Genomic DNA, 16,603 nt, shown 5'->3' with positions numbered 1-16,603 from the left:
TTCACTAACGCTAGGGCTACTATCGTCATTTCACATACGCAAGCGGATTATCGTCATTTCAGATTCACCGCCGCGCTATCGTCATTTCGATTACGCTTGAGCGCGGCAGGGAAGGCCTGGCGCTATCGTCATAGTGGATTCGCCTTTTCGTCACTCTGGATTCGCTTTTTCGTCAGAGCGGATTCACCGCGCGGCAAATTTCTGCCAAAAAAGCGAGGATTTCTGCGCCTTTCCGGGCAGGCCGAATTTCCGTAACACATCACTAAACCCATATTTTAACACTAGGCTGACCTGTGGATAACTTCAGCGGAAGATTATGACGAGAGGCTGGATCATCGTGGTTTCACCCACCAGCGTCCCGCCAGATCGGACAGCTTGTCCCGAAAATCGGGACAACGGCAGCGCGACTCACCAGCGCCGCGCTTCAGGCACAATCAGAAAGAAGAAAAACACCGCCTCTTGGGGCTTCGCCCCGCCGGCTCGCGGCCTTCGGCCGCCCCGGATCGCTTTAGCGATCCTCCCACCCGGCATCCCCATGATGAGCCGGCTTCGCCGGCACGCTTTTTGTTAGAAAGGGGATCGTTTAAACGCTGCGCCTCCATCGCAGCCACAGCGCCAGCAGCACCGTCGCAATTGGCTTTCCAGAAAAGCCAGGCGGATAGGACAGCGATCAATCCGAGAGGGCAGGGCAGGCGGAAATGTCGCCACAGGCGCGATTTCCGGGCCGCTGGGCCTCATTTCAGACGTTCGGCAAGGTCGGGGAGGGTTCGGCCGGCATGGCGCTCTACGGGCTTCCCAGGCGGCTGATTTTTTGGAAAGCTAGATCCTCGCGGGGTCAGAGGATCTAGCGCGTAGAATTTGAGCCGGTCCTAATGGCGCGTCCGCTTCTGTGGCGGCGGCGCTGCCATAAGCCCATCAAAGGCGGAGTCATCGCCCAATGCGTAGCGGCGCAGCGGATCATCCTCCGTCATGCGACCGGCCTGCACCTCGCGCCCGGTCACATACCGCAGCCGGTCCCGGTCCAGCACGCCATCGACAAGGCATTCCGCGCGCAGGAACATCCATATCTGGCCCTGGCGGTGTTGGGCGAAGGCTTCAACATTGCCGTTCGTCTCTTGGAGATGCACGGCCACCAGGTCGCAAACGAGATTGAATATCCGCATGAGGCCAAGCCGGCTTTCCTCATCGGTAATCGCCGCGTGCAGCTCCAACACTTCATCGCGGATCGCGGGGAGAGGGGCGGAACCGCTCTCTCCATAGGCCATGAGCCGGTCCCAAAGATCAATGACGCGCTGATCCATATCCTATCCTTCCGCCCTTGGCGGCGGTTCTGACACTATACAACAATCGGCCTATCCCCTTGCTCGATAGTCCGGTTCACGGTTTGTCGAATCTCCCGGCGAACTCGCGATCGGCATAGTAAGCGAGCTTGGTCGCGACGATCGGGCGTTGCCCCGCGAGGAACAACAATTCCAGATTGGCCGGCATGGTGCGGACCTCATCGGGCGTGAGTAGGGGCCGCGCGACATGCTGCGACCCGAACGATATGCCGGTTTCCTCCGCGTCGATCGCGCGGCTCATGGTCTCGAACACGACCGTCTCCTGGCCGAGCAGATCGGAGACGAGCTTGGCGCTGTCGTGATCGTTGACCCCGAATATCTGCAAGACGCCGGCGTTGGACAGGAAGGTGCCGGCGCGGCGCTCGTAGAGCGCGCGGAGCTGGTGAACGTCCTGCAAGATCGGCCAGAGCTGGATGCCGTAACCGGCCATCAGGCCCATAGCGCGCTCGACAGGTTCGAGGCGGCCGAGCGCGGCAAATTCATCGAGCAGGAACAGGACGGGGCGGGCAGGGGAGGCGGGTGCGCGCGCCAGATCGGTCAGCCCTTGCGCCAGCATCAGGCGCAGCCAGCGGGCATAGGTGGCGAGCCGATCGGGCGGCAGCACCAGATAAACGGTTGTGGGCTGCGCCTTCACATCGGCGAAGGTGAAATCCGAGCGGCCCAGCACGGCCGACATGCGCGGGGAATCGAGAAAATGGGTATGGCGCTGCGCGGCCGACAGCACGCCGGCTGCCTCGCGGTCGGACTTGCCCAGGTGGCGGTTGGCGGCACGCGCGATCAGGCCCCGCGCCTGCGTGCTGCGCGACATTTCCCGCAGCATCCGCTGGAAATTATCAGGGGCGAAGGTGAGGCAGTCGCGCAGGGCTTCCAGCGTGCGATCCTGGCCTTGCGCTTGCGGGTCACAGGCCACCCACAGGAGGATGCCGGCGATCAGCGCCTTGGCTTCCTCGTTCCAATGCGCCTCGCCGGCTTCGCCGGGAGCGTCATAGACCAGCGCATCGGCCAGAGTCATCGCGTCGTCGGCGAGATCGAGGCCGGCAGGGTCGAGGCGATCGAGCGGGTTGAACGCGGCCGAGGCGATGCCCGTCACCCCGAAGGGATCGAGGACATGGACCGGGCCGAACCTGGCGCGATGGCGGGCGGTGATGCGGGCGTTCTCGCCCTTGGGGTCGATGCAGATGACCGAACCGGGATAGTCGAGCAGATTGGGAATGATGGTCCCCACGCCCTTGCCGGTGCGCGTCGGCGCGATCGTCAGCAGATGGGAGGGGCCGGCGTAGCGCAGCAGCTTGCCCGACTTGCGATCACGACCGATCAGCAGGCCGTCGCCATTTTGGGCGAGGGGCTTTGTCTCGCGATCGGTGGCGAAACGGGCCGAGCCGTGCGTGTCGTCGCCGGCAGGACCGCCATAACGCAGGATCAGCGGTTGGAAGAGGGCGCGCAGCGTGACGAGGAAGATGACCAGGCCCGTCAGCATCATCACGATCTGGTAGATATTGGAATCGCGGGGCAGGCCGAGCAGCTTGCCGAGGATGAGCGGCACCCCAAGCCCCAGCACCAGGGCGGTGATGAGGAACAGCACCAGGACGCCGAACAGATGGCGGATGAGGGCGACCGGGCTGACCACAAGGGCGGTGATCGCCCATATCGGGTTGGTCCGCGCGATGCGCGCAAGGTTACGGATCGCGCGGCCGAGCTGGCGGAACCATTCCATCATCAGGACTCCCTCCCATCGTCATTTCCCAATATCCGGCGCGGATCACGGCCGATCGCGGGCCTCCCATGCGGCTTCGAGTTCTGCGAGGCTGGCGAAATAGTCCTGCGCCGGCGCGCTTGCGGGCAGGCTGTTGGCATGAGCGAGCGCGGCGGCGATGTATTCGCTTTCGGAGAGTTCGCCGGCGACGAACCGGACGCCCAGCGCCGCCATTCCCGGCGAGAGAGCGAAGCCCGACAGCTCGATATTGGTCCGCGCGAAATCGATCGCCTTCTGGCGTCGGGCGCGTTCGTCGTCCGATATGGGATGCTCATTCATCGGCGGGGCTTTTCTCGGGGGTGTCGTCGCCGGCGAGGTGTTCGGCGCAGATCGCGCCGGCGATCGTGTGGAGATGCTTCACGCGGTCAACGAGCCAGGCCAGTTCGTCGGCGGTGATTTCATAGGCATGGGAATAGCGGGCCTCGACATAGGCGCGCTGCAACTGCGCGAAATGGCGGCGGGCGGCGCGGGTATCGCGCGGCCAGGCTTCGATCAGCCGGGGATCGAGATTTTCGGCGAGCGAGCGCAGGATGCCGAGACGGTGCGATTTGGGCGCGTAGAGCGTCAGGACGAGCAGCACGGCGTTATAGACCCGCTCGACGGCCTGGTGGAGCATGAACGCGGCATCGCGCGGCACGCCATCGGCAATGCTGTCCCGGGCGAGCTTGAGCGCGTGCGCGGCGAGCGGGAACCAGTGGTCGCGATGGCGCAGGGCTTCGGCGTGGCGTTCCTGCGCGTCGAGCTGGCGCGGCACGGCGAGGGCTTGCCCTGGCGCTTCGTAGAGGGCGATGCCGTCGCGGGCTATGTCGGCGAAGAAGGGACGGCCGCGCGCGAGCTGGTCGTTCACGTCCATCAGCGAATGCACGATGAAATTGACGGGTGTGGCGAGGTGCCTGGTGACGGTCAGCTCGCGCACCAGATGATCGTCGGCGACCGCCCACCATGTTTGCAGATCGGTGAAGGTGTCGGCGTTGACGACGACGAGCAGGTCATAATCGGAAATGTAACCGCTGGCGCGATCCTCGACCCAATCGCCGCGTGCGTAGGAGCCGAACAGGATCAGCTTGAGGATGCGGCCGCCCTTGCGCTTGTCCGAGAGCTTGGTTTTGACGGCATCCTCAAATTCATCGAACAGGACGCGGGCGACCCGTTCCAGCTCGCGGCGCTTGACGGCGGGCAGATGGTCGAGGCCGGTCCGCATCGTCATCCGATCGTCGCCGGCGAGATCGCCAGCGTCGGGTCGGCGTCGGGATGATCGAGGAGCTTGAGGACGATCGCGGTGGCGAGGGGAGGGGGCACGGATTCCTCGCGGAGCATGTCGAACAGGGCGTGTTCAGCCAAGTCGAGGTCCATGCCTTCGATCGCGAGATTGGCGCGTGCGTCGGCATCGTCCTCGCGCCATAGCGCGACTTCGGCCGGGGTGCCGCGCGTGAAATCGAGCGCGCGGACCTGGGCGCGGATCGCTTCGACATCGAGCCTGTTCATGGTGCGTCTCTCCCTTCCGCTTCCGCGTCGAACGCGCGCTTGCCGCGCCGCTTCCAGAGCATGAGCCGGTCGCGGTCCTCGCGCGCCTTGGCGGCCAGTTCGAGCAGCGCGCCGTAGAGGGTGGCGCGATCGTCGTCGGCCAGCTCGACCAAGCCGGCTTTCTGGACCAGGCCGCCCAGCTCTATGAGGTGGCGGGTGCGTTCGCGGCGAGCCACGGCCCATTCCCTCGTATCGGTGCGGCGCTGTGCGGCTTCAACCCTGCGTCTCGCCTGCGCCAGTTTTGCTTCCGCCTCCCGCGTTGCCGCCAGTGCTTCGGCCAGCCTTTCGGCCGCGTCCTTGAAAGAAGGCGGACCCCTTCGCGCGCCACGCCTCCTTTTCGTCGGCGCTGGCAGATTCGACGGCGGCGAGCAGCACCCCGGCCAGCACATCGAGATCGAGCGCATCGGCCCCGGTGGATGTGACCAGCTCGCCTAGCTGCTGGACCTTCTTCGCCTTGAGGGCGCGGGCCTTGTCGCCCAGCGCCTTCAACTCGGCGTCATAGTCGCGGACCTTACGCATATTCTCTCCCTCGCGCCCATGATCGGGAGTGGCAGCGTAGCACGGTCGCGGTGACAGGACAGCAGCTCCGGATAAAAAATGCGGCAAAGTCAATCATGCGAACGGCAGAGAGTGTGAGTGCGCGCTTATACGTCGTTGCCGACGTGCGCTAAGAAAGGCAGTATAGCGGCCGTCATGGCGATCTACCATTTCTCGGCCAAGGTCATCAGTCGCGCCAACGGATCGAGCGCCGTTGCCAGCGCGGCCTATCGTGCGGCGGAACGGCTGCACGACGACCGGCTAGGACGCGACCATGATTTCTCGAACAAGGCCGGCGTCGTCCATTCGGAAATCATGTTACCCGAAGGTACACCGGAGCGTTTAAACGATCGCGCGACCCTATGGAACGAGGTCGAGGCGGGCGAGAAACGCAAGGACGCGCAGCTCGCCCGCGAAGTCGAGTTCTCGATTCCGCGCGAGCTGGACCAGAAAGAGGGCATCCGGCTCGCCCGCGATTTTGTCGAAAAGCAGTTTGTCGAGCGCGGCATGGTCGCGGACATGAACGTGCATTGGGACTTGGGAAAGGACGGGCAATCCAAGCCACACGCGCATGTCATGCTGTCGATGCGCGAGGTAGGGCTGGAGGGCTTCGGCCAGAAGGTGCGCGAGTGGAACAGCACGGCGCTGTTGCAGGAGTGGCGCGAGGCGTGGGCCGATCATGTGAACGAGCGCCTCGCCGAACTGGATATAGACGCGCGCATAGATCATCGCAGCTATGAGGCGCAGGGGATCGAGCTTGAGCCGCAGCACAAGATCGGGCCGGCGGCGTCGCGTATGCCCGAACAGGGGCTTGAGGCCGAGCGGGTCGAGGACCATGCCCGGATCGCGCGGGAGAATGGCGAGAAGATCATCGCCAATCCGCAAATCGCGCTCGACGCGATCACGCGCCAACAGGCGACGTTCACGCGGCGCGACCTGGCGCAGTTCGCGTTCCGGCATAGCGACGGCAAGGACCAGTTCGATCAGGTGATGAGCGCGGTGCGGACCTCGCCCGAGCTGGTAGCGCTGGGGAAGGACGGACGCGGCGAGGACCGGTTCACGTCGCGCGAGATGATCGACACCGAGCAGCGGTTGGAGCGCGCCGGCTACGGCCTAGCGGATCGGGCCGGGCATGGTCTCCCGGCGGCGTCTAAAATGGGGGGGCGAGACACCGCCGAGAGGGTTGGCCTTGCGCTGGGAAGCCAGCAGAAGGACGCGCTCGCGCATATCACCGGCAAGAACGACTTGGCAATTGTCGTCGGCTATGCCGGCACCGGCAAATCGACCATGCTGGGCGTTGCGCGCGACGAATGGGAGCGGGCGGGCTATCAGGTGCGCGGTGCGGCCTTGTCGGGGATCGCGGCCGAGGGGCTTGAGGGCGGTTCCGGTATCGCCTCGCGCACGATCGCCAGCATGGAATATCAGTGGGAGCAGGGCCGCGAGCTGCTAGGTCCGCGCGACGTGCTGGTGATTGACGAGGCCGGCATGATCGGCACGCGCCAGATGGAGCGGGTGCTGTCCGAGGCCGAACGGGCAGGGGCCAAGGTGATCCTTGTCGGCGACGCCGAGCAGTTGCAGGCGATCGAGGCTGGCGCTGCGTTCCGATCGCTGGCCGAGCGCTACGGCGCGGCCGAGATCAGCGATGTTCGCCGGCAGCATGAGGACTGGCAGAAAGACGCCACGCGGGCGCTCGCAACAGGCCGCACCGGCGAGGCGATCCATGCCTATGCCGAGCATGGCATGGTCCACGCGGCCGAGACGCGCGAGGCTGCGCGGGAAAGCCTTGTGGAGGGCTGGGATCGCGCTCGCATCGCCGATCCCGACAAGACGCGGATCATCCTCACCCATACCAATGCCGAGGTGCGCGACCTGAACCTGGCTGCGCGCGATCGGCTGCGCGACGCCGGCGAGCTGGGCCAGGACGTGCGCGTGTCGGCCGAGCGGGGCGCGCGGGAGTTCGCGACCGGCGACCGCATCATGTTCCTCAAGAACGATCGCGGCCTTGGGGTGAAGAACGGCACGCTGGGCAAGGTCGAGCGCGTGTCGCCCGACAGCATGGCGGTGAAGTTGGACGATGGCCGTCAAGTCGCGTTCGACCTGAAAGATTATGCCCATGTCGATCATGGCTATGCGGCGACCATCCACAAATCGCAGGGCGTGACGGTCGATCGGGCGCATGTGCTGGCGACCCCCGGCATGGACCGCCATTCGGCCTATGTGGCGCTGTCCCGGCATCGCGACGGGGTGCAGCTCCATTACGGCCGCGATGACTTCGCCGACGATCGCCGGCTTGTCCGCACGCTGTCGCGCGAGCGGGCGAAGGATATGGCGTCCGACTATCCGATGTATCGGGATCGCGATGCCGAGGCGCAATCCTTCGCCGATCGGCGCGGGCTGTCGGGTGAGATCCGCGTTGCGGATGCACCCGAGCGGAAGGGCGTGGAGATCCTCGCGCCCCGCGCGGGAACTTCACGCCAGATGGGCGAGGATTCCCGCACGCCCGATATTGGCGGCGACCGCGGTGCCGGCGAGGCGAAGGCCGCGGCCGAGCGTCAGTCGCGGCGCGGTATGTTCGACGGCTTGAAGCTGTCGGCCGCGCCGGTGAAGGCGGCCGAGCCAGCACAGGGTGCGAAGGAAAAGCCGGCTCCCAAGCGGGGCATGTTTGACGGGCTGAAACTGCCCCAGCGCACGCCGACGCCGGAGCCGGCGAAGGAATTGCCCGCGCGGGCCGAGCAGGGCCAGGATCGCGATTTCCGGCGCGCGGTCGAGCGGGCCTCGCGTTCGGCGGAGGCGGTGTTGCAGGCGCGGGCGTCGGGCGGGCCGGTGCTGGAACATCAGAAGGTCGCGCTCGAGCGCGCGGTTCAGGCGCTCGACACGCTCCGGCCGCGAGCTTCGGACGATATGGCCGAGGCGATGAAGCGCGATTCCGGCTTGCTGCGCGAGGCGGCGGCGGGGCGCAGCGGCCCGATGATCGAGGCGATACGCCAAGAGGCGCGCGTGCGGGCCGATCCGAACTTGCGCGCCGATCGGTTCGTGGAACGCTGGCAACAGCTCTCCCAGGATCGCGACCGGCTTTATCGCGCCGGCGACATGGCGGGCCGCAAGACGCTCGGGCAGGAGATGGCGGGCATGGCGAAAAGCCTTGAGCGCGATCCCCAGGTGGAATCGATCCTGCGCGGTCGCACCCGCGAGCTGGGGCTTGAGATCGGAATGAGTCCGGGCCGCGAGCTTGGGCGCGAGCTGTCGCGGGGGTTGGGGATCAGTCACGATCGCGGATTGAGCCGATAGGGAGAGGATGATGGACGAGGATGAATATCGCGAACCCGATGCTGGTGACGATCCGGCGCTGGCGTTCGCGCGGGTCGAGGATCGGTTGGCGTCGGTGCATGGCGAGGTCGGGTTGCTGCGCGCCGCGATCGCGGGGCTGGCTGCTACGCGCGAGTCCATCGAGATACCCGATTACGAGCCGACGCTGGCCCGCACCGAAAAGGTGCTGGGGGTGCTGGTGCAGCAGATCGACCCCATCGCCAAAAGTCCTCTCCTGTCGATGACGCCTCACAACATGGCGGGCGAGATCGTATCGGCGGCGCTCCATGCCCGTCGCGAGGATCAACGGCTGATCGCCGAAGCCCGGACAGGACTGGACCAGGCCGCGCGCGAGGTCGGCAACCGGCTCGCATCCGCACGGCGCGGCGATGTGCAAAACCGCTGGCTGATCGGGACCGGGCTGGGGGGCGCGGCGCTGGGGATGCTGCTCTATGCGGCGCTCGCCGGCCCGGTCGCGCGGATGATGCCGGCGAGTTGGCACTGGCCCGAGCGGCGGGCGATGCACGCGCTTGGCGAACCGACGATGTGGGATGCGGGGCAACGGTTGATGCAGACCGCCGCGCCCGAGAGCTGGGCGTTGATCGTCGCGGCCTCGCCGCTCGTCGATGGCAACCGCGAGGCGGTGCAGAAATGCCGCGAGCAGGCTGACAAGGCGAAAAAGCCGGTGCGCTGCACGATCGAGGTCAGGCCCGATGGCGGAAGGTGATACCGGCATGAACTCTGCGAGAGAAAGACTGTGGCGTCGCCTCAAGATTATCGCACGAGAGCAACGCCTATACGTAACCGGCGGGTGCGCCGGTTATAATCGAGCAGATTTTCACCATAGCCGTAGAAGGACTGGGCGAAGAGATAGAGATCGGGACCACCGCCGAGGAGACGGGGCAACGGATAGGACAGGTCGGCATTGACAGCCCCTTTGCCCGAACCGAAGTTGAAACGGGTGGAGGTGGAGAGGCGCAGTCCATTATCCTCTCCGACCTCCATGAACAATCCGGCATGTCCGCGATAATGGACGATATCCGGATTGTCGGATTTGTTACCGACATACAGGGAAAGCCTGGGGGCGAATGTTAGCCTGTAATCGCCGGCGATCGGAAGGGTTGCCATTGGAGCGATGTAGATGCTGTTGATGCTGCGCGACTGGGGACCGTCCCGCCCGTTGGACTCATGACGAATACCCGCCTGCACGGTCATGGCGATGTCGCCGGTAAGGCCAACTGTCGGTGTGATGTAGATAAGTTCGGGCTGGAAATCGATGTTGCGGAACGGGGAGGATTTGCTTTCAAGGTCCCAGAACATTCTCTGGGTGTAGGCGAGGTACAGCCCGTCTCGCCAATTGGAAGACGTCTGGCTGTTCGCCGAGGCTCCGAACAGGCGATATTTGAAGCTCAGTTGAATGCGAGCTTCGCTGTCGGTGCCTGGCCCGTAAACGGCATAGATGGGTTCATACAGGTCGAGATTGTCCACAAAGGCGTTGCCGGCTTTTCTGTCGGTAGGTGGCGGTGGAAGAATCGGTGCATTCGGATTCGAGCGATTTTCGGCCTCATGCGTAGCGGTCTTCACAATGGGCGCAAGGGCTCTGTTGCAAAGATTGGCGGCAGTCAGAGGTAGGCTGTCGCTCTGCGCCGATCAGGCGGCTGCTGCGAAATGGTGGTTGAGCATGCCCATGGCCTCCGTCAGCGCCGAGGGCCCAATGCCAAAAGCTCTCTCCACAAGGCGCACCTCGCCCCTGATGCCGGGCTGCAGGCACCAGGGGCGAGCCTGTCCTTTGCGCAGGGCTCGCATGACTTCGAATCCCTTGATCGTGGCATAGGCCGTGGGGATCGATTTGAAACCGCGCACCGGCTTGATCAGTATCTTGAGCTTTCCGTGATCGGCCTCGATCACGTTATTGAGATACTTCACCTGCCGGTGGGCCGTCTCCCGGTCCAGCTTTCCTTCGCGCTTCAATTCGGTGATCGCTGCACCATAGCTCGGCGCTTTGTCGGTATTGAGCGTGGCAGGCTTTTCCCAGTGCTTCAGGCCTCGCAGGGCCTTGCCCAGGAACCGCTTCGCTGCCTTGGCGCTGCGGGTCGGCGACAGGTAGAAATCGATCGTGTCGCCCCGCTTGTCGACTGCCCGGTACAGGTAGGTCCACTTGCCCCGCACCTTGACGTAGGTTTCATCCAGGCGCCAGCTCGGATCAAAGCCACGCCGCCAGAACCAGCGCAGCCGCTTCTCCATCTCCGGGGCGTAGCACTGGACCCAGCGATAGATCGTCGTATGGTCGACCGAAATGCCGCGTTCCGCCAGCATTTCCTCAAGGTCGCGATAGCTGATCGGATAGCGACAATACCAGCGCACCGCCCACAGGATCACATCACCCTGGAAATGGCGCCACTTGAAATCCGTCATCGTTCCGTCCGTCCAATCTCCGCCAAGCATGCTCAAGCTTCACGATTTTTGCAACAGAGCCGACAGGCTCGCCCCTGGTGCCTGCAGCCCGGCATCAGGGGCGAGGTGCGCCTTGTGGAGAGAGCTTTTGGCATTGGGCCCTCGGCGCTGACGGAGGCCATGGGCATGCTCAACCACCATTTCGCAGCAGCCGCCTGATCGGCGCAGAGCGACAGCCTACCTCTGACTGCCGCCAATCTTTGCAACAGAGCCTTTTTTGTTACGCGTACTTCGAGAAGTGTTTGATCCATATAAGAAATCCATGCTCGTCCTGGATTCGAGCGCTGTTGAATGGTCTCGGCCCTGCCGGACGACGCGTTCAGGGCATGGACCGCGTCGCTTGCGGACGGCGCGGTGGTTGCCTTTAGGCGTTGCTCAGGAGATGGATGACATTCTCGCTCGGCGGATGGCCGGGCCACTGGATGATCGCATCCTTGACGGAGGGCCGCGCGAAGAGCCGATTGGCATAGGCCTCGACACGGGGCTTGCCTGCACCGTCTTTCCAGAAACCCGAATAGCCGAGCCAGAGGAAGCGGTAGAGACTGACGGCCCAGAACAGGTCGGCGAGCGTGAAGCGGTCGCCGAACAGCCAAGGTCCGGTGGACGCCCCGAGGTCGCGATCGAGATCGGTAACCAGCTGCTCCGCCTTCGAGATGGCGGTCCGCATTTGCGGCTCGTTGATGACGAACGAGGCGGCGGCTTCCTCCTTCACAATCTTGTGTTGGTAGGCTTCGAGGAGAAGCGGGTCGCCGTCCGCGAGCGGGATATTGCGGCGCACGGCGTCGATCTTGTGTGCGTGGATGCCGGGCATGACCGCCTGCATGCTTTCGGGCCGACGATCACCGTCCGGATCGGCGCCGTAGAGCAGGGCTACATGGGGCGTCGTGTCAGCGAGCTGGACCTGCTTGAGCACAGCCTCCCGTATGTCGGCGGGCAGAAGATCGGTACCGCCGGACAAGGCGTCGCAGAGGTAGAGGCAGATTGCCTTGGAATCGGCGAGGATCCGGCCGGTCTCATGGTCGACGAGGGTCGGTACGACGAGCGGGTCGAACCCTTCGGAATCAACAGACGACTGCCCAGTGAACGAGCTGACAGGACGGTGCTTGGCTGCGGCTTCCGATCGCAACCGCAGCCGGACATATTGCGGACAATAATTCTCATTCTGCGGGGGAAGGATCGTCAACTCGTTGGAGCCGAAGGTCACGCCCTTCTCCATTAGGGTGCCGCGCACCTTTTGCGAGCAGACTGAGAACACGAAGTGGAACAGTTCGAACCGCGGTTCGACCGTCGCTTCGCGGCGAAGGAGGCTCGGTGACTGTCGATCCGGGCTAATCAGAGTCGATTGCTCAGGCTTGATAACCTCTTCACGGACTTTCCTCGCCAGGGTTTCTGTATCAGCGCTCATATTTTTATGATCCTTTTGCCTGGAACTGAGACGTTCGGGGATTTTTGCGGGCTAAATCGTCATGTAGAATGAGTGTGTTCCGCCGGCGGCCGGATGGCTGGTGAACTTTCCCGGCGCTCCTGCCCCACGCAGCGCGCAAGGCCGGTAAGCAGCGGCAGTGCAACATAGGTCGCGGCGGGCACGACAAGCCCCACGACCAAGAAGGAGCGCAGCAAAACGGGAAGATGGGCAATGGTGTCGCCCAAGAGAATGTTGACGAGGGCCACTAGCGGCGCGAGCGTGGTGATCAGCAGCAACACTCTGAGATGGCGTGTGCGGAGCGAAGGTTGGGGCGCAGCGCTCACCCCTTCCTTATTCAGACTTTGATGCGCTGCGTCTTGTCTCTCGACGTTCGCCCCTTGCCAGGGGTATCGCCGATCGAACCCGCCCATCCGCCATTCAAGAATGTCGATGCTTTGACGTGCCCCGGACACGGTCATGGGGTCTTCGGCGATGAAGGCCCGGGCTGCGTTCCAATCGTCGACATCAACGAGATATGTCGATCCGACCAAATCGCCGCCTTCGGCGAAGGTGGTCCCCACTGCCAAAATGCTTGCGGTGTGCGACGCAAGATAGGCGCGGTGTGCCGGTATGGCTGCTGTGCGCTCTGCCAGCTTTTCAGGCGAGATGGTGGTTATGACGGAGAACAGCATGGGACGTTCAATCCGTCAGACTTGGCGTGCTTTGCGGCACGAGCGGCTGATGTCGCGGCCCGCGCGTAGGGACCGGCGGGTTCAGCTCGAAGCGTGCGATCAGGGTGTCTCGCAACAACGCGATCTCGTCCGCCCCAATTCCATGGTCCTTGATCGGTTGAATATACTCGCCGACATCAGCACCAGAGAGTCTAAAGCGCTCAGCTGTCTCCCGCACATGCTCTGCCTTGACCCAATCGTCGTTCAGACCACCTGTGAATATCGCCTTGAGACCGGTAAACCGAGGCTCAACTGGCGCGGTTGGGAGCTCAAAACCCGGGAGGCTTCCGGTCAGCGAGCCCAGGAACCCCATTTTCGCAGCGCCGCACCACATGAAGTGACTGGCGAGGCAGGCACCCTGGCTGAAGCCGACTATGCCCTGACGGTCTAGCGCGACCCAGGCTGCTTCCAGCCGCGAGGAGATCTCAGCCAAGGCGGTGCAGGCGTCAGCCACAGACCTGTCGCCGTCTGGATCGAACCCGTCATATTTGGGCGAGTACCACGCCCCGGCGGGCGCTTGCAGGGCAAGCCAGGCGACAGAGGGCAGATCGAGCTGTCTCGCAAGTTCCAGCATCGCTTGCGCACGCTGGCCACGGCCGTGCAGAAGAATGATCGCAGCATTTGCCTGTTCGACAGGCGGGCCGGTCACGATTGTCCCATAGGGTCCTTCAGGGGAAAACGTCATCGCGGCGCTCCAGCAATATGGCGGCATAGCCGGTCCGCAAAGGCGACAGGATGCTGCATCGCGACCTGGTGCGCGGCACCCGTCACAACTTCGAATGCGGCACCTGGAATGAGAGCGGCGGTCGCGCGGACCGCCTCCGGTGGCACGGCGGCATCGTTCGCACCGGCTATGACGAGCGTTGGCGTTTCGACCTGCGGAAGAAGGCTTCTCGCGTCATGGCCCTTGATCGCTGCGACAGCGCCGGTGAATCCGGCAACTGTCGTGGCCAAGATCATCGACTCAGCAAGATCCAGCAGACCTTGGTCGACCGCTCCGGAAAACCATGCCGGATACACGATCGGCACCTGCGTAATGAGCCCGCCGCTGCGCACTGCGGCCACCCGCTTGTCCCAGATCGGCCAAGCTGGCTCTGGAACGAGAGAACCTGCTGCCACGAGTGTCAGCGAGATAAGCCGGTGTCCCGCCGTGGCGCCAAGATATTGCGCGACCATCGACCCGACCGACGTGCCAACAAGATGAACTCTTGCAAACGCGAGGTTATCCATTACATTAAGCACGTCGGCCGCCAGTTCGGCTAGACTGTAGTCGCCGGCACTCGGCGAACTCGTTCCATGACCCCGCAGGTCCATCGTGATCGCATATACCCCTGAAGGTAAACGACCGGCCACGTCATTCCAGGACCGCCAGTCGGCCAGCAGGGAAGAAAGGAGCAGGATCGGCTCACCGCTCGGCAAGCCAGTGGTATGAACACCGATCCGCGCACCATTTCGGCTATTGACTGCCCGATGTCGCCACATTCTCTTCACCCAGCCTGCGGAGTCATCCTTGCGATCAAATGACGATCGGATCGTTCATCGTCCGGAGGAGCTCGTCCTTTACACCTTCGAGCTGCGGCGCGACCTTGACCTCGCTGCCGAGCTTCTCGGGGCTCTCGTCATGGGTGAAACCAAGCGTGACCGAGGCTTCGAACAACACGCCGCCCGGCGTACGAACGTAGATCGATTCGAAGTAGCCGCGGTGCTTGCGATCTGAGAAATCGGTGTAGCCGAGGCCTTCCACGTCAAATTTGAGCGCGGCCTGCACGTCGAGGTCGGCGACTTCAAACGCGGCGTGATGAACTTGGCCTTCGCCAAGCGCCCAGGTGCCGGGCCTTTCGTCCTCATCGATATAGACGTCTAGCACCTTGGCCGCACCGCCATTGCCGAAAGCGTAGCGCTGGTAATTGCCGTCGCGTCCCTGGGGCTTCAGGTTCCAGGCATTGCGCATGAAGGAGTCCATCTCCTCATTGCGATTTAGGGTGGCCGTCCAGCTGTGAAAGCCCCGCAGCGCGACCTCCTTGGGCACATAGGGAGAGTCCCAGGGCTCGAACTGGCCGTCCGTGTCCTGCTCGATGATTTCGAAGCCGACACCGCAGTCGGGGTGCTCGAACGACAGATATTTCTGCCCGAACCGCTCACGCACTTCCGAGACGGTCACAGCGCGCTTTATGAGATGCTCCTGCCACCAGGAAAGCGTACCGACGGGTGCGTTATAGGAAACCGCCGATATCTGCCCTGCACCACGCTTTCCGGTGTAGCCAGCCTGGCGAACGGGGAAAGTGGTGTACAGCGTGCCCGGTTCGCCAAGCTCATTGCCGAAATACAGATGATAGACCGGCCGTGCGCCGTCGTAGAACATCGTCTTCTTGACGAGCCGCTGTCCCAGCGTCTTGACGAGAAGATCCACGTCGCCTTGCGCGGATCCGGTCGCGACGGTGATGTGATGAAGTCCTTCGACGCGTTCGGGCAGTTGCATCATGATCGCTCTCCACTATTTTCTGCGATTGCGGATCGTCTCTTCAAACCTGCACAACGATCGCTGCTGCAGCCTGTTTGAGGGATCAGGGAGTATTTGACAATTGGCGGACCTTCATAGATACAATTCAGATTGTGAATATAGATGACCTGGATTTTCGGCACTTGGTGCTTTTGGATGCGCTGTTAAAGCGGCACAGCGTCAGCGCCGCTGCACGAGAACTCGACCTACCGCAGCCCACCGCCAGCCATGGGCTGGCGCGCCTGCGCAAAGCATTGGGCGACCCGCTTCTCGTCCGGGCGCGCGACGGCATGGAGCCGACACCACGTGCCGAGGCGATCGCCGGGGTTGTTCAGCAACTGCTGGAACTGCGTCGCGACCTGGCTGAAGGCGGGCAGACATTCTCACCTGACCGTCTCAAGCGCGAATTCATCATTGCCGGATCGGACATCGCCCATCTTGTCGTTTTGACGGCGTTGCATTCGGCGGCGCGGTTCGAGGCACCACACACCAGCTACCGCGCACTCACGCTGAGCGGCGATGAAATGGTGAGCGCGCTCGAGACCGGGCATGTCGATATCGCCGTCGGCGCCTATCCGAGCCTTGTTGCCGGCATCAAGACGCAACGGCTCTACCAGGAGGAATATCTGTGCTTCGGAAAGGAAGGTCATCCGTTCATCAAGTCCGGTGAGACCGATGACTTCATGGCCGCAGATCATATCGTGGTCAGCACCAAGGGTATGGCCCATGCCCATCGTGCCGTCGAACGCGCTCTCCTCGACAAGATCCATCCCGATCGGATCAGGATCGTCGCGAGCAGCTTTCTCGTGGCGTTGGCAGCTTGCTTCGAGTCGGACCTTATTCTTACCGCTCCGGCTCGCGTGATTGGTCGGCTCGCCGAGGTCTACGGACTCCGGGCCGTGCGGCCGCCAATTCTTATGGAAGCATTTGAGGTCAGGCAATATTGGCATGCGAGGAACCAAGACGACCCGCCTCACCGCTGGTTGCGACAGCTCCTGCACAAGGTGCTGTCCGCGCGGATGTGAGAAAGCTGCCATCGACCTAGCAAAGAAA

At 63.4% G+C, this 16,603-nt stretch carries 17 protein-coding genes and 1 pseudogene; 4 read left to right on the top strand and 14 right to left on the bottom strand.

What is annotated here, in order from left to right; genetic code table 11:
* Positions 1 to 869 precede the first annotated feature (869 nt).
* The 7 genes from K426_RS29845 to K426_RS29815 all read right to left on the bottom strand — a co-directional run bounded on the left by K426_RS29845 (position 870) and on the right by K426_RS29815 (position 5,136).
* Entirely contained in the window at positions 870 to 1,301 is a 432-nt protein-coding gene (locus tag K426_RS29845) for a hypothetical protein (RefSeq protein WP_007686151.1), read from the bottom strand.
* Between the two features lie 76 nt (positions 1,302 to 1,377).
* Positions 1,378 to 3,054, bottom strand: coding sequence for a type IV secretory system conjugative DNA transfer family protein (locus tag K426_RS29840; protein WP_007686152.1), 1,677 nt, complete (start codon positions 3,052 to 3,054; stop codon positions 1,378 to 1,380).
* A gap of 45 nt (positions 3,055 to 3,099) precedes the next feature.
* A complete protein-coding gene (locus K426_RS29835; RefSeq protein WP_007686155.1) occupies positions 3,100 to 3,372 on the bottom strand; it encodes an antitoxin VbhA family protein in 273 nt (90 codons plus the stop codon).
* The gene (locus tag K426_RS29830; RefSeq protein WP_007686157.1) at positions 3,365 to 4,300 is read right to left on the bottom strand and encodes a HEPN domain-containing protein; all 936 of its coding nucleotides are present in this window, start codon (positions 4,298 to 4,300) and stop codon (positions 3,365 to 3,367) included. Before K426_RS29830 ends, K426_RS29835 begins: the two co-directional genes overlap by 8 nt.
* Entirely contained in the window at positions 4,297 to 4,578 is a 282-nt protein-coding gene (locus K426_RS29825; RefSeq protein ID WP_007686159.1) for a hypothetical protein, read from the bottom strand. The genes K426_RS29830 and K426_RS29825 overlap by 4 nt, the downstream gene beginning before the upstream one ends.
* Positions 4,575 to 4,793, bottom strand: a complete 219-nt coding sequence (locus tag K426_RS29820) for a conjugal transfer protein TraD (RefSeq protein WP_007686160.1) — start codon at positions 4,791 to 4,793, stop codon at positions 4,575 to 4,577. The genes K426_RS29825 and K426_RS29820 overlap by 4 nt, the downstream gene beginning before the upstream one ends.
* A 37-nt stretch (positions 4,794 to 4,830) precedes the next feature.
* A complete protein-coding gene (locus K426_RS29815) occupies positions 4,831 to 5,136 on the bottom strand; it encodes a conjugal transfer protein TraD (RefSeq protein WP_007686162.1) in 306 nt (101 codons plus the stop codon).
* A 174-nt stretch (positions 5,137 to 5,310) separates the two neighbouring features.
* Between K426_RS29815 and traA the strand changes: the two genes are divergently transcribed.
* Both traA and K426_RS29805 read left to right on the top strand, forming a co-directional pair.
* Positions 5,311 to 8,442 carry a Ti-type conjugative transfer relaxase TraA gene (gene traA, locus K426_RS29810; RefSeq protein WP_007686163.1) on the top strand — a complete coding sequence of 1,044 codons (3,132 nt, stop codon included), beginning with the start codon at positions 5,311 to 5,313 and terminating at the stop codon, positions 8,440 to 8,442.
* A gap of 7 nt (positions 8,443 to 8,449) precedes the next feature.
* Positions 8,450 to 9,187 carry a DUF6118 family protein gene (locus tag K426_RS29805; protein ID WP_007686165.1) on the top strand — a complete coding sequence of 246 codons (738 nt, stop codon included), beginning with the start codon at positions 8,450 to 8,452 and terminating at the stop codon, positions 9,185 to 9,187.
* Positions 9,188 to 9,234: 47 nt separating this feature from the next.
* On the opposite strand, the gene K426_RS29800 is transcribed toward K426_RS29805, so the two are convergent.
* Together K426_RS29800 and K426_RS29795 are read right to left on the bottom strand one after the other, a co-directional pair.
* Positions 9,235 to 9,948 carry a phospholipase A gene (locus K426_RS29800; RefSeq protein ID WP_007686167.1) on the bottom strand — a complete coding sequence of 238 codons (714 nt, stop codon included), beginning with the start codon at positions 9,946 to 9,948 and terminating at the stop codon, positions 9,235 to 9,237.
* A gap of 162 nt (positions 9,949 to 10,110) precedes the next feature.
* Positions 10,111 to 10,875 carry an IS6-like element IS6100 family transposase gene (locus tag K426_RS29795; RefSeq protein WP_001389365.1) on the bottom strand — a complete coding sequence of 255 codons (765 nt, stop codon included), beginning with the start codon at positions 10,873 to 10,875 and terminating at the stop codon, positions 10,111 to 10,113.
* Positions 10,876 to 10,938: 63 nt separating this feature from the next.
* Here K426_RS29795 and K426_RS32785 point away from each other — a divergent pair.
* Positions 10,939 to 11,073: pseudogene (locus tag K426_RS32785) on the top strand (IS6 family transposase); the annotation flags it as partial.
* 205 nt (positions 11,074 to 11,278) lie between these two features.
* On the opposite strand, the gene linD reads toward K426_RS32785, so the two are convergent.
* The 5 genes from linD to linE are packed head-to-tail and all read right to left on the bottom strand — an operon-like array spanning position 11,279 to position 15,532.
* On the bottom strand, positions 11,279 to 12,319 hold the full coding sequence (gene linD, locus K426_RS29785; RefSeq protein WP_013035740.1) for a 2,5-dichlorohydroquinone reductive dechlorinase: 1,041 nt from the start codon (positions 12,317 to 12,319) through the stop codon (positions 11,279 to 11,281).
* A gap of 59 nt (positions 12,320 to 12,378) precedes the next feature.
* Positions 12,379 to 13,011 (bottom strand): YciI family protein, encoded by a 633-nt coding sequence (locus K426_RS29780; RefSeq protein ID WP_007686013.1) that lies wholly within the window; start codon positions 13,009 to 13,011, stop codon positions 12,379 to 12,381.
* Positions 13,012 to 13,018: 7 nt separating this feature from the next.
* The gene (locus K426_RS29775; protein WP_007686010.1) at positions 13,019 to 13,735 is read right to left on the bottom strand and encodes an alpha/beta hydrolase; all 717 of its coding nucleotides are present in this window, start codon (positions 13,733 to 13,735) and stop codon (positions 13,019 to 13,021) included.
* A complete protein-coding gene (locus K426_RS29770) occupies positions 13,732 to 14,532 on the bottom strand; it encodes an alpha/beta fold hydrolase (protein WP_218847786.1) in 801 nt (266 codons plus the stop codon). Before K426_RS29770 ends, K426_RS29775 begins: the two co-directional genes overlap by 4 nt.
* 34 nt (positions 14,533 to 14,566) lie before the next feature.
* On the bottom strand, positions 14,567 to 15,532 hold the full coding sequence (gene linE, locus K426_RS29765; RefSeq protein ID WP_007686007.1) for a chlorohydroquinone/hydroquinone 1,2-dioxygenase: 966 nt from the start codon (positions 15,530 to 15,532) through the stop codon (positions 14,567 to 14,569).
* A 164-nt stretch (positions 15,533 to 15,696) separates the two neighbouring features.
* On the opposite strand from linE, the gene K426_RS29760 reads away from it, so the two are divergent.
* Positions 15,697 to 16,575 carry a LysR family transcriptional regulator gene (locus tag K426_RS29760; protein WP_233431924.1) on the top strand — a complete coding sequence of 293 codons (879 nt, stop codon included), beginning with the start codon at positions 15,697 to 15,699 and terminating at the stop codon, positions 16,573 to 16,575.
* Positions 16,576 to 16,603 lie beyond the last annotated feature (28 nt).

It is taken from the genome of Sphingobium sp. TKS (assembly GCF_001563265.1).
GTDB lineage: Bacteria > Pseudomonadota > Alphaproteobacteria > Sphingomonadales > Sphingomonadaceae > Sphingobium.
Note: the sequence above shows the minus strand (reverse complement) of the source record. Positions and strands in the feature narration are given on the sequence as shown.

What these genes read in the sequence shown, in the direction of transcription:
- K426_RS29845 (WP_007686151.1), bottom strand. Translation starts at nt 1,301, where the DNA reads ATGGATCAGCGCGTCATTGATCTTTGGGACCGGCTCATGGCCTATGGA.
- K426_RS29840 (WP_007686152.1), bottom strand. Translation starts at nt 3,054, where the DNA reads ATGGAATGGTTCCGCCAGCTCGGCCGCGCGATCCGTAACCTTGCGCGC.
- K426_RS29835 (WP_007686155.1), bottom strand. Translation starts at nt 3,372, where the DNA reads ATGAATGAGCATCCCATATCGGACGACGAACGCGCCCGACGCCAGAAG.
- K426_RS29830 (WP_007686157.1), bottom strand. Translation starts at nt 4,300, where the DNA reads ATGACGATGCGGACCGGCCTCGACCATCTGCCCGCCGTCAAGCGCCGC.
- K426_RS29825 (WP_007686159.1), bottom strand. Translation starts at nt 4,578, where the DNA reads ATGAACAGGCTCGATGTCGAAGCGATCCGCGCCCAGGTCCGCGCGCTC.
- K426_RS29815 (WP_007686162.1), bottom strand. Translation starts at nt 5,136, where the DNA reads ATGCGTAAGGTCCGCGACTATGACGCCGAGTTGAAGGCGCTGGGCGAC.
- traA (WP_007686163.1), top strand. Translation starts at nt 5,311, where the DNA reads ATGGCGATCTACCATTTCTCGGCCAAGGTCATCAGTCGCGCCAACGGA.
- K426_RS29805 (WP_007686165.1), top strand. Translation starts at nt 8,450, where the DNA reads ATGATGGACGAGGATGAATATCGCGAACCCGATGCTGGTGACGATCCG.
- K426_RS29795 (WP_001389365.1), bottom strand. Translation starts at nt 10,875, where the DNA reads ATGACGGATTTCAAGTGGCGCCATTTCCAGGGTGATGTGATCCTGTGG.
- linD (WP_013035740.1), bottom strand. Translation starts at nt 12,319, where the DNA reads ATGAGCGCTGATACAGAAACCCTGGCGAGGAAAGTCCGTGAAGAGGTT.
- K426_RS29780 (WP_007686013.1), bottom strand. Translation starts at nt 13,011, where the DNA reads ATGCTGTTCTCCGTCATAACCACCATCTCGCCTGAAAAGCTGGCAGAG.
- K426_RS29775 (WP_007686010.1), bottom strand. Translation starts at nt 13,735, where the DNA reads ATGACGTTTTCCCCTGAAGGACCCTATGGGACAATCGTGACCGGCCCG.
- K426_RS29770 (WP_218847786.1), bottom strand. Translation starts at nt 14,532, where the DNA reads ATGTGGCGACATCGGGCAGTCAATAGCCGAAATGGTGCGCGGATCGGT.
- linE (WP_007686007.1), bottom strand. Translation starts at nt 15,532, where the DNA reads ATGATGCAACTGCCCGAACGCGTCGAAGGACTTCATCACATCACCGTC.